General features: G+C 45.3%; 15 protein-coding genes. 10 read left to right on the top strand and 5 right to left on the bottom strand.

The features are described from left to right. The first annotated feature begins 13 nt into the window (after positions 1-13). Positions 14-913, top strand: a complete 900-nt coding sequence (locus ABYU67_RS01285) for an A24 family peptidase (protein ID WP_372843191.1) — start codon at positions 14-16, stop codon at positions 911-913. An 82-nt stretch (positions 914-995) separates the two neighbouring features. After that, positions 996-1688: a dephospho-CoA kinase gene (gene coaE, locus ABYU67_RS01280; RefSeq protein ID WP_372843190.1), complete on the top strand. Its 693-nt coding sequence runs from the start codon at positions 996-998 to the stop codon at positions 1686-1688. Here the strand turns inward: coaE and rlmB are convergent. Together rlmB and ABYU67_RS01270 are read right to left on the bottom strand one after the other, a co-directional pair. Next, complete coding sequence (rlmB, locus tag ABYU67_RS01275) at positions 1651-2421, bottom strand: 23S rRNA (guanosine(2251)-2'-O)-methyltransferase RlmB (protein ID WP_372843189.1); 771 nt, start codon at positions 2419-2421, stop codon at positions 1651-1653. The two genes, coaE and rlmB, sit on opposite strands and share 38 nt — an antisense overlap. A gap of 210 nt (positions 2422-2631) precedes the next feature. Further along, entirely contained in the window at positions 2632-2967 is a 336-nt protein-coding gene (locus tag ABYU67_RS01270) for a pyrimidine/purine nucleoside phosphorylase (protein ID WP_325243084.1), read from the bottom strand. 388 nt (positions 2968-3355) lie between these two features. On the opposite strand from ABYU67_RS01270, the gene recN reads away from it, so the two are divergent. The 7 genes from recN to xerD all read left to right on the top strand — a co-directional run bounded on the left by recN (position 3356) and on the right by xerD (position 9514). Beyond that, on the top strand, positions 3356-5035 hold the full coding sequence (gene recN / locus ABYU67_RS01265) for a DNA repair protein RecN (protein WP_372843188.1): 1680 nt from the start codon (positions 3356-3358) through the stop codon (positions 5033-5035). A gap of 118 nt (positions 5036-5153) precedes the next feature. After that, positions 5154-5717 (top strand): YqgE/AlgH family protein, encoded by a 564-nt coding sequence (locus ABYU67_RS01260; RefSeq protein WP_372843187.1) that lies wholly within the window; start codon positions 5154-5156, stop codon positions 5715-5717. Positions 5718-5753: 36 nt separating this feature from the next. Next, positions 5754-6275 carry a Holliday junction resolvase RuvX gene (ruvX, locus tag ABYU67_RS01255; RefSeq protein WP_372843186.1) on the top strand — a complete coding sequence of 174 codons (522 nt, stop codon included), beginning with the start codon at positions 5754-5756 and terminating at the stop codon, positions 6273-6275. Positions 6276-6331: 56 nt separating this feature from the next. Further along, the gene (locus ABYU67_RS01250; protein WP_372843185.1) at positions 6332-6856 is read left to right on the top strand and encodes a hypothetical protein; all 525 of its coding nucleotides are present in this window, start codon (positions 6332-6334) and stop codon (positions 6854-6856) included. 63 nt (positions 6857-6919) lie between these two features. Then, complete coding sequence (gene tusA / locus ABYU67_RS01245) at positions 6920-7180, top strand: sulfurtransferase TusA (protein ID WP_372843184.1); 261 nt, start codon at positions 6920-6922, stop codon at positions 7178-7180. A gap of 70 nt (positions 7181-7250) precedes the next feature. Beyond that, positions 7251-8465 carry a methyltransferase gene (locus ABYU67_RS01240; RefSeq protein ID WP_372843183.1) on the top strand — a complete coding sequence of 405 codons (1215 nt, stop codon included), beginning with the start codon at positions 7251-7253 and terminating at the stop codon, positions 8463-8465. Positions 8466-8575: 110 nt separating this feature from the next. After that, positions 8576-9514 carry a site-specific tyrosine recombinase XerD gene (gene xerD, locus ABYU67_RS01235; RefSeq protein WP_372843182.1) on the top strand — a complete coding sequence of 313 codons (939 nt, stop codon included), beginning with the start codon at positions 8576-8578 and terminating at the stop codon, positions 9512-9514. Positions 9515-9632: 118 nt separating this feature from the next. Here xerD and ABYU67_RS01230 read toward each other — a convergent pair whose 3' ends face one another. Continuing rightward, positions 9633-10076: a hypothetical protein gene (locus ABYU67_RS01230; protein WP_372843181.1), complete on the bottom strand. Its 444-nt coding sequence runs from the start codon at positions 10074-10076 to the stop codon at positions 9633-9635. A gap of 418 nt (positions 10077-10494) precedes the next feature. On the opposite strand from ABYU67_RS01230, the gene ABYU67_RS01225 reads away from it, so the two are divergent. After that, positions 10495-11103, top strand: coding sequence for a class I SAM-dependent methyltransferase (locus tag ABYU67_RS01225; protein ID WP_372843180.1), 609 nt, complete (start codon positions 10495-10497; stop codon positions 11101-11103). A gap of 77 nt (positions 11104-11180) precedes the next feature. Here ABYU67_RS01225 and lptG read toward each other — a convergent pair whose 3' ends face one another. Beyond that, positions 11181-12389, bottom strand: a complete 1209-nt coding sequence (gene lptG, locus ABYU67_RS01220; RefSeq protein WP_372843179.1) for an LPS export ABC transporter permease LptG — start codon at positions 12387-12389, stop codon at positions 11181-11183. After that, a complete protein-coding gene (gene lptF / locus ABYU67_RS01215; protein WP_372843178.1) occupies positions 12389-13678 on the bottom strand; it encodes an LPS export ABC transporter permease LptF in 1290 nt (429 codons plus the stop codon). The genes lptG and lptF overlap by 1 nt, the downstream gene beginning before the upstream one ends. Positions 13679-13754 lie beyond the last annotated feature (76 nt).

Here is a 13754-nt window from a genome sequence, read left to right as displayed (position 1 = left end):
GGACAGCTTGTTCATGCAATTTATACAGTTATTACAAGATAATATGACTTTGGCGTTAGTCTTTTTCACCTTACTCGGACTTTGCGTTGGTAGCTTCTTAAATGTGGTGATTCATCGTACTCCGCTGATGATGGTATCAGCTTGGCGACAAGAATGTAGCCAGTTTATGTATGAGCAAGCGGATATGCCGCGTGAGCATACGACGCCACTGGTCAATATTATCAGTACTGATACACCTATTAGCTTAAGCCATCCTGCTTCACGCTGCCCACACTGTGCCCACAAAATTAAATGGTATGAAAACCTCCCTTTGATCAGCTGGCTGCTACTACGCGGACGTTGTTCAGATTGCAAAGCTGCTATCGGGCTGCGCTATCCTATCGTTGAATTGGTCACTGCGCTGCTATCTGCATGCATCATTTATCAGTTTGGCGTCAACATGGTCGGGCTGTCGGCATTGGTGTTAGTCTGGACTCTCATCGCCTTAACTGGTATCGATTTTGATACGCAGCTGCTACCTGACCGTTTAACTTTTCCCTTAGCAGGGTTAGGACTGGCGGTAAACTCGCAAGGTTGGTTTGTCTCCCCCACGCAGTCGATATGGGGCTTATTATTGGGCTTTTTATCGTTATGGATAGTGGTAAAAGTATTTTATTTGATCACCAAAAAGCATGGTATGGGGCAAGGCGACTTTAAGTTATTGGCAGTACTGGGTGCTTGGCTTGGACCTATGATGTTGCCATTGATTATTCTCTTGTCATCTTTACTTGGCTCCATCGTTGGAATTATCTTGATGAAAAAACAAGGTGAGAGCAAGCCCTTTGCCTTTGGTCCTTATATTGCTATTGCTGGTATTGTGGCGTTGTTATACGGCTCAGATATCGTTAATTGGTATTTAGGCATGTATACTTAAGCACTAGCATTTCTCAATCAGTGATCTTAACCTTGTGTTGATTACTGTCGTCATTCTTCTATCAGTCAGATAAGTCACCATTATGTCAAAATACGCAGCAGCACCTTCGCCTTATTCGCATCAGCCGCAAACGCCTGAGCATAAAACTAAAAAATTGGTCGTGGGTTTAACGGGTGGTATCGGCAGCGGCAAGTCAGCCGCCAGCGACTGGTTTGCACAGCAAGGCATCGATATTATTGATGCTGATGTCATTGCCCATGAGGTGGTGGTCAAAGGCAGCTCAACGCTACGTAAAATCAAAAGGAAATTTGGTGACTGGGTACTAAATGACAATGGCGACATGGATCGCGCCGCGGTACGAACCCATGTATTTACTTATCCCGATGCGCTCATTGAGCTTGAAGCCATTACCCATCCTGCGATACGTGAAGCTGCAAAGAAGCAATTGGCAGAGAGCACCTCATCGTATGTGGTATTGTCGGCGCCGCTATTGATTGAAGCTGCAGAAGCAGGGCTTGCCAATCTATGCCAGCGTATTTTGGTGATGGATGCGACAGAAGAAACCCAGCTTGCACGTGCCAGCCAACGTGATGCACTCAGTGTGCAAAAAATCAAAGCCATCATGGTCAATCAATTGAGCCGTGATGAGCGCAATCGTCATGCAGATGATGTGGTATTAAATGAGAGTGATCTTGCGGCGCTATATGTACAACTAGAGCCGCTCCATCAAGAATACCTTAAGCTTGCCCAGCAGCTAAAGTTCGCTGGCGATTAATCTCATATAAAGCCATACCAGTCGCGACACTGACATTTAAGCTTTGTAAATTGCCATGCTCGTTGCCTGACATCGGAATATAAACCAGCTCATCACAGCTCTCTGTAGTCAGGCGACGCATCCCCTCGCCCTCTGAACCCATGATAATAGCAGTCTTACCCGTCATATCTGCACTATGGATTGGCTTAGCGTCCTCATTGAGAGCCGTACCGAAAACAAATACACCGGCGTTTTTAATTTTTGTCAATGTCCGCGCCAGATTGGTGACGCTCACTATTGGCATCATCTCAGCTGCGCCCACAGAGACTTTGGCCACCGTTGGTGTCAAACTTGCCGCATGATGCTTTGGACAAATAACCGCATCTACACCCATGGCGACTGCGGTACGTAAACAGGCGCCAAAGTTATGGGCGTCCGTAATTTGATCCAATACCAGTAGCAAACAATCCTCTCGCCCAGCAAGGGTCTCTAACAAACCTTCATCAGTAAAGCCCAACGGACGGGCATTTAGCACCACACCTTGATGCTGCGGGCTACCACATAGCTGAGTAAGCTTGTCTTTTTGAGTTGGTTGAATACTAATACCATTATCACGTGCTTGTGCCATGATCGCTTGCACATGGCTATCAGTCTCGCGTCCTTGTTGTACAAATAAGCTAAGACCGTCTAAAGGACGGTATTCGAGTAAGGCATCAATCGCATGAATGCCATAAAAGTAGGTAGGTTTTGCCATAATAGGCCTATTGATTATAGAGTGAGTATCGCACTGTTGATAAAAAACCCGCGATAAAAATAGAGGTCTGTAATTGTAGCAATTAATGCTCTGCTTCATCTAAATAATGTCAGCAAAAAAAAGAAATAAATCTGTTAAGATTTATCTCTTTTGAAACATTAGCTGTTTGGCGTTATCAATATCAATTATCTAATCGCACTTTAAGGCATATTAGCCTTCTAAGTGGCAGATATACTGGACGATCTCTTCTGTGCGCAAGTTAAAGCCACTATTCCCTTCGACCACAAATGACTGTCCTGCACGGTAGTAGCTGAATTCTTCTTCACCGTTTATTTTGACTTCGCACTCACCGCTAGTAATCTCAATACGTTCAGAGGTATTGGTACTAAAGTGATAGTGCTCAACCAAATTGTCACAAGGCAAGATGATACCTAATGTTTTATGACGACCGTCCTCAAACATAATGGTATGGCTTGAGCAACGACCATCATAAGATATCGTCGCTTGAGCATTGACTGTTACGTTAGTAAATTGCGCCGCTGTCATAGTGGCTTCCTTATCAAATAATTATTGCCAACTAAAAAACCAAATTAAAATTAAGCAACTGTATAGATGACAGTTATCCTACTATCTATCAAAATCTGGTGGTAAGAGTTTATCATTATGTGAGATTATGCTACCACATTATATCTATAAAGTTTGTTACAGCGCCATGAAAGTTCCGCTTATTGTGATGGGCATTGCTTGATGTCATTGATTACCTTTAAGATTTGTATTTAAGGCGATTTGCCACCATACTATTTGCCAACTGCATTTACGATGCTGCGGTATGAACTGAACCGATTTATTCCTTTATTTAATCTATTGTAGAGATAATCTTATTGTACGATATTACATCGTTTTTAAGGGTTGTTGTCTGTCATGAGAGGCGTTGATGCTAGTATCATTAACTTTACATCAGTTTGCATTGATCGCTCAGCACGAGCTAAGTATGGCTGAAGGCTTCAATGTCATTACTGGGGAGACGGGGGCTGGCAAGTCACTATTGCTTGATGCGCTGTCTTTATGTGTCGGTGAGCGCGCAGACAGTGCAATGGTCAGACATGGCGCGGTGCAGGCCGATATCTACGCGCAATTTGATGTAGAAAACAATCCCGTCATCGCTGAGTGGTTTGCCAAAAATGAGCGGGCGTTAGAAGAGCCAGAAGTATTGATTCGCCGCCAGCTTAGTAATACAGGACGCTCAAAGGCGTGGTTAAATGGCACACCTGTCAGCTTGGCAGAGCTTAAGAGTTTGGGCGCATTACTGGTCAATATCCATAGCCAGCATGCGCAGCAGGCGTTATTAAAGCCGCAATTTGTGGTGCAATGGTTAGATGCTATGGCACAAATAACGCCACTGGCGGCCCAAACGGCAACTAGCTATCAACATTATCAGCAGCTTAAACGCCGCGCTGATGATTTGGCAAGTCGTGAAGCGCAGCGCCAAGATCGCATCCAACTGTTGCAAAGCCAACTTGCCGATATCGCACCATTATTAGGCGTTGATTATGCCGAAGTTGAAGCGGAGCATGAAGAGCTGTCCAATATTGAAGCGCTAATGATTGAGGCCAGTCATGGTCTGCATTTGCTTGACAATGATACGGATGAGCCGGATGTAATGACCTTGCTTGGGCAAGCAATTAAGCTGTGTGATAATCAGATGAGCGTCAGCCAAACCTTTGAGCAAGCCTCAGAGCAGCTGCATTTGGCGCAGCAGCAAATTACTGAAGTGACAGGCTTACTATCGGATTATGCTGAGCAGCAACTGCCTGACCCTGAGCGTTTGCAGTCATTAGACAGCTTAATCAGTTTAGGTCATCGCTTATCACGCAAACATAGCTTGCCCGCCAATGATTTGATTGAAGAAGCAAAAATCTGGGAAGCACAATTAGAACAATTAGCAAACGAGCCAAGCAGTGATGCCATGGCGGCGCAAATTGAGCAAGCATGGCAAGAATATCTTAAGCTTGCCAATGAGCTTAATAAAGCCCGTAACAAGGCTGCGCCTATTGTCAGTAAACAGCTGATTGAGCAACTACAGCCGCTTGCCCTACCGAATGCACGCTGTGAATTCGTTTTTACTAAAAAGACGGATATCAGCCAATATAATGGGCAAGGCTGTTATGATATCGATTTATTATTTAGCGCCAACGTCGGTATGCCGATGCAGCCGCTGCATAAAATTGCCTCAGGTGGTGAGCTATCACGGATGGCGCTGGTGATGCAGGTCTTGCAAGCGACCAATGCCGATAATAATGCGGCAAAACCGATGCTGGTCTTTGACGAAGTCGATGTTGGTATCAGTGGCGGCACCGCTCAAGTGGTCGGTGAGTTGTTGCGCGCCCTTGGTCAAACGCAGCAATTGCTCGCCATTACGCATCAAGCCCAAGTCGCAGCGCAAGCGCATCAGCATATCTTGGTACAAAAACACCATGACGAGCAGACTGAGAGTGAGCTTGTGATCTTGACCGATAGCGCGCAAGTAGATGAGCTGGCACGTATGTCTGGTGGTGTGATCATCACCGACGTCACCCGTGAGCATGCTCGCAGTTTATTGAGTGATGTGAGATGATTCTTGATTGATCGCCATACATACCTCTTCATGACTAAATCCTTGCTTTAGTTGATTTTTTATTCATTATCGCCATATAGTGGTCTCCCACCCTTATTAGCAGGTTGCGTTTGTCTCTATGTCCAAAGCCAATTTGACCCACCATTTTTTGATCGCGGCGCCTGAGCTGTCAGACCCACGGTTTGAGCAGGCGCTGATTTATATCTGTCGTCATGATAAACATGGCGCCCTTGGTCTCATGGTTAATCGCCCTTTGGAGCAATCTCGAGTGGGCAAGTTACTCGAAGATCTGGATATTGAGGTCACAGACGCACAAGTGATGGAAGATCTGGCACTAGAGGGTGGGCCTATGTACCCTGAAGTCGGTTTTGTGCTGCATACAGGTCAGCCAGAATGGGCATCGTCTTTTGCCATCTCAGAAAATGTCTGCATCACCACCAGCCAAGATATCCTCAAACGTATTGCAGCCGGTCAAGGCGTTGGTCATTATCAGCTCTGTTTGGGTCATGCCAGCTGGGGTAAAAAGCAGCTTGATCGTGAGCTTGCTAACGGCGACTGGCTGGTCTGCCCTGCTGATTTGAACTTATTGTTTGATACGCCATTTGAGAATCGTTGGCAAATGGCCGCCGATAAGATTGGGGTTAATTTTGATTATTTAAGCAGCGATATTGGTCATGCTTAGCGCATACAGCAATAAAAACAGGAAATCCCCCTTATTATGGTAGATAGCACTTTTATAGAAGATAGTACCGATACTAGCGCTGCTGAACCTACACTTAAGCCGCATCTTATCTTAGCCTTAGATTATGGGGTTAAAAAAATGGGTATGGCACTCGGTAATAGCTTGACAGAAACGGCGCGTGCCTTTGATATCTTGGCGATGAATAATGGACAACCTGATTGGGATAACTTACTCGGCATTATCAAAGTCTGGGGCGTGGCAAAGGTAGTGGTCGGACTGCCGCTAAATATGGACGGTAGCAGCTCCATGCTGTCAAAACGCGCACATAAATTTGCCCGTCGTCTAGCACATAGAATCATGGAGCAGCATTTACCAGTTATCGTATCTTTATGTGATGAGCGCCTAACATCGGTCGCCGCGCGTGAGATCGCATGGGAAAACGGTTGGATCCAACATGAGCGCGATCCGATTGATGACATCTCTGCTTGTATTCTTATGTCGACCTATTTTGCTGATCCTAATAGCAGTGTTGCCATCGACGCCATCAGAGAAGATTAAAAACGCTGCTGATTTTTGCTATAGCATCACTTTAAACCAATATATGACCGCTTATTATGACCACTGTCTCAAACCACTCTTTGCAAACTAGCTCGCGACATGGTTTTGCACCGCTTGCTATTGCGCGTATCAAAGGCGCTCAACGTGTCAATCAAATAGCCGTCTATCTCATCTATGCCGCTATCATCGCTTTTATGGTTTTTGGCACCATTGCCAGTATCAAAGCCTTTCATGACAATCAAATACTGTATCAGCTATTTTATAACTTGCCTTATGCTTTGGTGGCGCTGACCATCCCACTGACGCTATATAATGCTTTTATCATCTACCGCTATCGTCTCAATCAAACCTCGATGGTGATCATGACCATTGGTGTCTCAAGTATTATTCTGCTCGGCGGGCTGTTATTTGCCGATACGGCTTGGTTAGGATTGGCATCGTGGCTCGGTGTGGCATTTTTATTTAAAGTCAGTTTTAAACGCTTCTTTAATTTTTTGGACCTAGCTGACTTACCTGAGCATAATAAAAACGCTTACAACGCTGAAATTAATGAGAACGATGATACAACTGATACGCCTTGATAAAATCAGTTACAAACCAACATTTAGCTATCAAACTTATCTATTAGGTTTATAAAATACAATATGACGACTTCAATATTAGACACACATATTAATCATCACCTGGATACTCAAGGACTTATTTGTCCCGAGCCAGTTATGATGCTACATAAGACGATTCGTAAAGCCGATGGCGGCGAGGTGATTGAGGTATTAGCCACTGACCCTGCTACTACCCGTGATATTCCCAATTTCTGCCGCCATTTGGGGCATACCCTTATTTATCAAGAAACGCTAAACGATGTGCCCACCTATCGTTATTTAGTTAAGAAAAAGAGCGCCTAGCGCAGCACATCATGCAACAATATTTCTGCATGATAGAACATACATTATTCATATTTAAAAGGCAGGTCGCGTGTTAGCAACAGAAATACAGTACGTGCAGTGGTTTGAGAACGAAACGACACATCAAGCTCGCTGGTTGTCGCAAAGCAATCATGCGCCGCCTGCGCGTATTGTTGTGGTCGATGACAAAACGACAGCCGATGAGGCTTATCGCTTGGCTTGTGCTGGCACCTCGATGCTATGGCGCGGTGATTTTAATAATGCAAAGCAACTACTGCAAGCCATCACGCGGCGCATTGACCGTGCCAATGAGCGCTCTGAGCAGCGTAAAATTAATACAGCCGCTAATAAATCTGCTAAGCCTGCCAAATCTAACGATGAAACTTTGGCGTCCTCTAAAGCTATCCCTAATTTGTTTCATCAGCAGCGCCAAGTCCAATCTCAGCGTTCACGCTTACTCAGTCGTTTATTATTGGAGCTGGATGCGGGTTACGTCAGCCAGTTACGCCGCGCCCCTGATGTCAGTGCTGCTTGTACCGCCGCGTTTGGTGAGCTAAATGAGTCATGCTTACTCTCATTTCGTGACCTCCAAGGTGCCTTAGGTGCCGCAGGGTGGCGTGTAAAAGGCGTGGCAATCGAAAATTTGGGTCTATCAATTTTTCCGCATTATGGTGTTTTTGCACCAACCCGTCATGAGTATGTGCAGCTGTTGCTCGATGCACCGTTGCCAGCCGTTTATGACGTTGCCTTTGATATTGGCACTGGTACCGGTTTACTGGCAATTATCTTAGCGCAGCGCGGTGTAAAGCAAGTGATTGCAACGGACCTAAATCCGCGAGCGCTCGCCTGCGCAAGCGACAACTTTATGCGTCACGAGCTAGATACCATACAATTACAGCAAGCGGACTTGTATCCAACTGATGCGCCACTGGCGAATCTACTGGTCTGTAATCCACCTTGGTTGCCCGCCAAGCCAACCTCGCCATTAGAGTTTGCCGTATATGATGCCAATAGCGCGATGCTACGTGGGTTTTTGCAAGGTGCAAAGCAGCATTTAGCGGAGCAAGGGGAAGTGTGGTTGATTCTGTCGGATTTGGCGGAGCATTTGCAGCTGCGCAGCCGCGATGAATTATTAGGCTGGATTAATGATGCTGGTTTAGCAGTCAAATATCGACTCGATACCCAACCTAAACATGGTCGTAGCCAAGACGATACTGACCCCCTATTTGCGGCGCGCAATGCTGAGATCACCTCGCTATGGTGTTTAGTACTTATCAATCCTTAAAGGGTAAAGGTGCCTTTGCACAGGCAAAATTTTATCCCTTATTGGTCAGCTTTATATAAAAAATCGTCTATATCAATTTGGACTTTCTTATACCCTTAGCGAGTATTCTTATGAGCCGCGACCGTGCCGTACAGCAGCGCCAACCAAAAGCACTGGCCGTAGATAATGAACCGGCTTATATGACAGAATTTCGTCAAGCAATGCTCGCTCGCGGTTTGGCAACGCGGACGCGTAACGCCTATGTGCGTGATTTGCGCGCCTGCGAATTAACCAATCACGCCGCCTTAACGCGTTGGCAGCCTGATGATGTGCTGCACTGCCTATCTATACTTACTCAAGATGGCAAAACGCCACGTACGCAAGCACGCATGCTTTCAAGTTTGCGGCAGTTTTATCTGTGGATGATTGCCAGTAACCTGCGTGAAGACAACCCTTGTGAGCGCATTAAAAGCCCAAAACTTGGTCGTCCACTGCCAAAAGATTTGAGCGAGACGGATATTGATAATTTACTGGCGGCACCTGATACGGGTACGGCGCTTGGCTTACGTGATAAAGCCATGTTAGAGGTTCTCTACGCTTGCGGTTTGCGCGTCAGTGAACTGGTAAACTTGTCTCTTGAGCAAGTAAATCTAAACTCAGGCTGGCTACAAATCACAGGGAAAGGCAATAAAACCCGTTTAGTACCTTTAGGGGAATATGCAGCAGATGCGCTTGAAGATTACTTGACGCATGGGCGTGGTGATTTGATCGCGCATTTAAAAGCAGGGAATTGCCAAGCGGTGTTTTTAACCGCTCAAGGCGGCTATATGACCCGGCAGAACTTTTGGTATTTACTCAAGAAATATGCCAAGGTGGCCAGTATTGACAAAGAGCTGTCACCCCATACCTTACGCCATGCCTTTGCTACCCATTTACTCAATCACGGTGCCGATTTACGAAGCGTACAGTTGTTATTAGGGCATAGTGATTTATCGACGACGCAGATATATACCCATGTGGCGACGGCGAGATTGCAAAAGCTCCATGCCGAGCATCATCCACGAGGTTAGCTTACTGGTAGGCGAGATATGATTACCAATATAACACTTATCAATTCAAGCAAAAAAACGGCAATATAATAATACTGCCGTTTTTTTGCTTAATAGAGACGTCATCTTAGTGATATTTTTACAATGATAATGAGGACAAGCCTGCATACTCTGTCCCTTTTGATAGCACATAACGCTTACTGGTTTCCCCATCTGTTAAGAAGCCACCAAACGTCTGTGATACAGCGCTAAATAGAATAATACTGACAGCAGATAGTGCTTCTTCTGCCAATTCTGTGGTATTCAATAGCTCTTTAGCTTTAGCCACACTAATCACCGCACAGCTCTCATTTTCGCTAAGCCGAGGCTTGGTCTCTTCATTATAGTTTTTATAACAAAAAGCAATCGACACATATTCATCACAACCAGATAGCTCAGCCAGATAAGCTTTATCGATGGTTTTTACTGCTTCCACACATTTGACCCCCGGTTGTTTCTTAAGTGGCTTAATACGCTGGCTGTGCACGATATGAATAAATGTTTCTTGTGCTGGGTTTATTTTCGTTTTGATTTTAGACTTCATATTTAAGCATCCTTTCTAATTAAGTAAAGCGTGTTAAGTACAGTTCGTTCGGTACAGCTTGTTCGGTAAAACTTGGTGGATTTACACTGAGTGAGCTGGCTCAGCGTCTAGCATAGCCATATTGATTCATATCAAAAAAGCATCATGATAAATAGTTGACCATTTGGTTAACTTTATTAGTATTTCATAGCTTCGATAAGTAAGCTATAGCGTTTACGATATAAATGCGTAAATGAATTAACCAAGCAAATATAGAACAGCGGCTGTTTTTAACGCATTCTTCTTCTATCTCACGCACAATTTCTCGTAATACATAGCTGCAAACCGCCTCTTTTCTCGTTACAATACTCATCATAATGTAGGCGCTGTTTTGTCCGATAGCCTACTAACCTTTACTTATCCATAATCTGAGAATGCCATGAGCCATAGACCCCCTAGCGATCTGTTAGAAAAAGCCAAATACTGGCGCGAAGATATTCATTTTACGGAGGACATACTTGGCAAGCCGTTTGATTTTGCGACCACGTGGGGTATTTTTTCACCGCAAAAGCTCGATGACGGTAGCTTGATGCTGCTCGATTATGTGGATTTCCAAAATGATGATGACTCGATCGATTTAGGCTGTGGCTACGGCGTACTCGGTATGGCAGCAGCGCGCGAATGTCCTAATGGTCAGCATACTTTGATTGATAAAGACTTTATGGCAGTAGAATATGCACGCCGTAACTGTGAGAAAAACGCTCTAAACAATGTCGATGTGCATTTATCAAATGGTTTTAATCATGTGGCAAAGGATAAAGACTTTAGCCTTGTGATGTCGAACTTGCCAGCTAAGGTAGGCAAAGAGCAGCATTACCTGTATTTCCTTGACGCTCATGCGCGTATGCGTCAAGGTGGCCGCTTTTACGTGGTGACGATTAATGGTTTACGTCAATTTATGAAACGCTCATTTACCGAAGTCTTTGGTAATAGCGAAAAAGTAAAACAAGGTAAAACCTATACCATTACTATGGCGACCAAAGATTAATGCCTAGAATCAGATAAATAAAAAGCACGCTAAACCTTGATGATTTAGCGTGCTTTTTTATGCCCAAACATTGTCATTTACATTTGCCGTTTCAGTAAATAGCCACCCAAAGCTGCACTGGCAATGATTGGTAATATCACCATCAGTAGTGGCGAAAAGCCCGTCGCCAGCGAGACAAAACCAACCAAATCCTGCACATAACTAAATAGCAGCCCAAACAATAATGCCACGACGATACGTAAGCCGAGACTGTGCGTACGCAATGAGCCAAAGACAAACGAGCAGGCGACAATCACTAATGACAAGATAGACAAGGGTGATAATAGCTTTTGCCAAAATGCCAGCTCGTGACTCAAAGAGCGAGTGCCTTGTTGCCGCATAAATAAACGGTGTTCATATAGCTGGGTAAGCGATAAATCCTCAGCTTGACGCGTAAGCAGATACACAGACTCAGGGGCAAACGGTAAACTCAAAGTGTCTGTCGGCGATATGGCCTGACTACTTTCAAAGCCCTGACCAATCATAAGCTTGGTCATATTGTTCAGCTGCCACTCATAGCGATATTGCTCACTTGGCTTGCTACTGGCGGTCGCAAGCGCCTCACGCCCGATGTATTTACCGCCCTCAGCATGAATCGCCGTTTGCAGATTACCTTTATTGTCCAAGTGCCAACGCTTTACCTGACCGATATTACCTTTGACGTCAGCATAATCGATATACAAGATATCACTGCCATCCGCGGTTGTCTTGCCGTCTGTTGTCACATCAAAGCGCGGCTGCACTGTCCAATAGCCGCGTACCGAGGTCACCAATGAGCTGTTATCCTCACTATTAATCTCATTTGCCAATTGATTGGAATGCGGCAATACAAACTGATTAATGAATAGTGCCAATACTACAAAAATCATGGCGGGCTGCAATACCCAGCTGACGATTCGATAAACACTGATACCGGATGCGCGCATGACGACCAGCTCGCTATTATTGGCCAGTAATCCTAAACCGACGACCGCACCCAATAAGGCACCCGTCGGAACAAATTGCTCTAAGAAATAGGGTGAGCGATAAAAGATATATCGGATTGCCTCCCCCATCGTATAACTATCATCTAGCGAATCAAGCTCGGATAAATAAGAGAATATCAGCTGTAATGCCCACAATCCTATGACGGCGGCGATAATCGCTAATAACGCATTTATCTTAACGTAGCGACTGAGTACTTTAAGGTTAGTCGGTTTTGCAGCCAAATTATCGCTCGCTGGAGATTTTTTAAATAAAGAGCGCATTAGAACTGCCCTCCTTGTGAGCCGCTGTTTTGACGGTCAGCAGCCGTTAAGGACTCCTGCTCTGGCTTGCGAAAACGCAATCGATGCTGCACGCGGCTGCCCCAATTCATATACAGTGCCAATGCCATAAACCCTAAAATCAGCCATGCGTATGCCCAGACACTAACGCTGCCTTTAGCAACCGCATTTTTGAGTGAGATGATACCGAGCGCGCAGCTGACAAACAATAAAATAGAAGGAAACAGACGCAGCCAGCGACCTTGACGCGGACGTACTTGCGCCAGTGGTACGGCGAGCATCGGCGCGATAATCATCAGCCAAGGTAGCGCTAAACGATAACCAAGCTCGCCCTGCGCCGCACGCATGGCGTTATTGCTGCCCACTTGCGTATTGCCAGTCGCCGCTTGCCACAATGGTCCAATCGCTTGCGTCTCGATATTGTCTTCAGTAATGACCTCTTTAGAGGATTCGGTCAACGTAATACGGTAACGATCAAAACCCACTTGATTGTATTTTAAGCTGCCAGCCCCGACTTCATAACGGCGACCTTGGAATAAATCCAATTGCGTGACGCCGCTATTGCCGGTATCTACTTGTTCAGCACGTTTGGCAAGCGTGATGGTGTCTTTACTAATATCGGTGTTATTGGCCAAGGCTACGGGCAATTCTGGAATATTAAGCTGCTCAGCAGTTTTAGCATCGATGTTATTTTCAACATTCATAGCACTACTGTTAGCAGTATTATTGCTCGCTACGCCGCCCTTTTTTTCAGGCTCACTTTGGATCAGTATCACATCTTGCAATTGTCGTTTATCATCACTCAAACTGCCCACATACAGATGATAATTGCCACTGCTGATAAACTGATTGGGGCGAATCAAATCAAAGGCGCTGGTCAATGCTTGCTGCTGCCAAACACTTTCGGACGAACGCACCCCCCATGGTTTACCGACGATAGATAACGCCGCCTCTCCAACGAACAATGCCAAAATTAATGGCGTCATCAAGCGCCCAAGCCGACCTCGCGACACACCACTGGCATTAATGACCGCCATTTCTTGGTCAACATATAGGCGACCAAACACCAGCATAAGAGCGATAAAAAATGCCAATGGCAGAATAAGCTCTAAGAAATAAGGCAAGTTATAGCCAATGATGGTAAACAGCAGTCCGATGTCCAAGTTGCCTTCAGCTGCGATACCAAAATAGCGGATCAAGCGACCGCCGAGCATCATCACCACTAAAAACCCCAAGACCAATGCGGTCGTTGAGGCAACTTGTTGGGTCATATAGCGGCGTAATATCACAATAGGCACTCTTAGCGGTTAGCATGGATGCGAGTTATCGCATTCTTATAAAGAATTT

This window comes from Psychrobacter sp. (assembly GCF_041554015.1).
In the GTDB taxonomy this organism is placed as follows: Bacteria; Pseudomonadota; Gammaproteobacteria; order Pseudomonadales; family Moraxellaceae; genus Psychrobacter.
The sequence above is the reverse complement of the archived record's forward strand: the minus strand, read 5'-3'. Positions and strand labels throughout refer to the sequence as shown.

Coding starts and splice junctions, on each gene's coding strand:
- tusA (WP_372843184.1), top strand. CDS start 6,920: ATGACGACTTCAATATTAGACACACATATTAATCATCACCTGGATACT.
- ruvX (WP_372843186.1), top strand. CDS start 5,754: ATGGTAGATAGCACTTTTATAGAAGATAGTACCGATACTAGCGCTGCT.
- ABYU67_RS01250 (WP_372843185.1), top strand. CDS start 6,332: ATGACCACTGTCTCAAACCACTCTTTGCAAACTAGCTCGCGACATGGT.
- rlmB (WP_372843189.1), bottom strand. CDS start 2,421: ATGGCAAAACCTACCTACTTTTATGGCATTCATGCGATTGATGCCTTA.
- lptG (WP_372843179.1), bottom strand. CDS start 12,389: ATGCGCTCTTTATTTAAAAAATCTCCAGCGAGCGATAATTTGGCTGCA.
- lptF (WP_372843178.1), bottom strand. CDS start 13,678: ATGACCCAACAAGTTGCCTCAACGACCGCATTGGTCTTGGGGTTTTTA.
- recN (WP_372843188.1), top strand. CDS start 3,356: ATGCTAGTATCATTAACTTTACATCAGTTTGCATTGATCGCTCAGCAC.
- ABYU67_RS01285 (WP_372843191.1), top strand. CDS start 14: ATGCAATTTATACAGTTATTACAAGATAATATGACTTTGGCGTTAGTC.
- coaE (WP_372843190.1), top strand. CDS start 996: ATGTCAAAATACGCAGCAGCACCTTCGCCTTATTCGCATCAGCCGCAA.
- ABYU67_RS01230 (WP_372843181.1), bottom strand. CDS start 10,076: ATGAAGTCTAAAATCAAAACGAAAATAAACCCAGCACAAGAAACATTT.
- xerD (WP_372843182.1), top strand. CDS start 8,576: ATGAGCCGCGACCGTGCCGTACAGCAGCGCCAACCAAAAGCACTGGCC.
- ABYU67_RS01225 (WP_372843180.1), top strand. CDS start 10,495: ATGAGCCATAGACCCCCTAGCGATCTGTTAGAAAAAGCCAAATACTGG.
- ABYU67_RS01260 (WP_372843187.1), top strand. CDS start 5,154: ATGTCCAAAGCCAATTTGACCCACCATTTTTTGATCGCGGCGCCTGAG.
- ABYU67_RS01270 (WP_325243084.1), bottom strand. CDS start 2,967: ATGACAGCGGCGCAATTTACTAACGTAACAGTCAATGCTCAAGCGACG.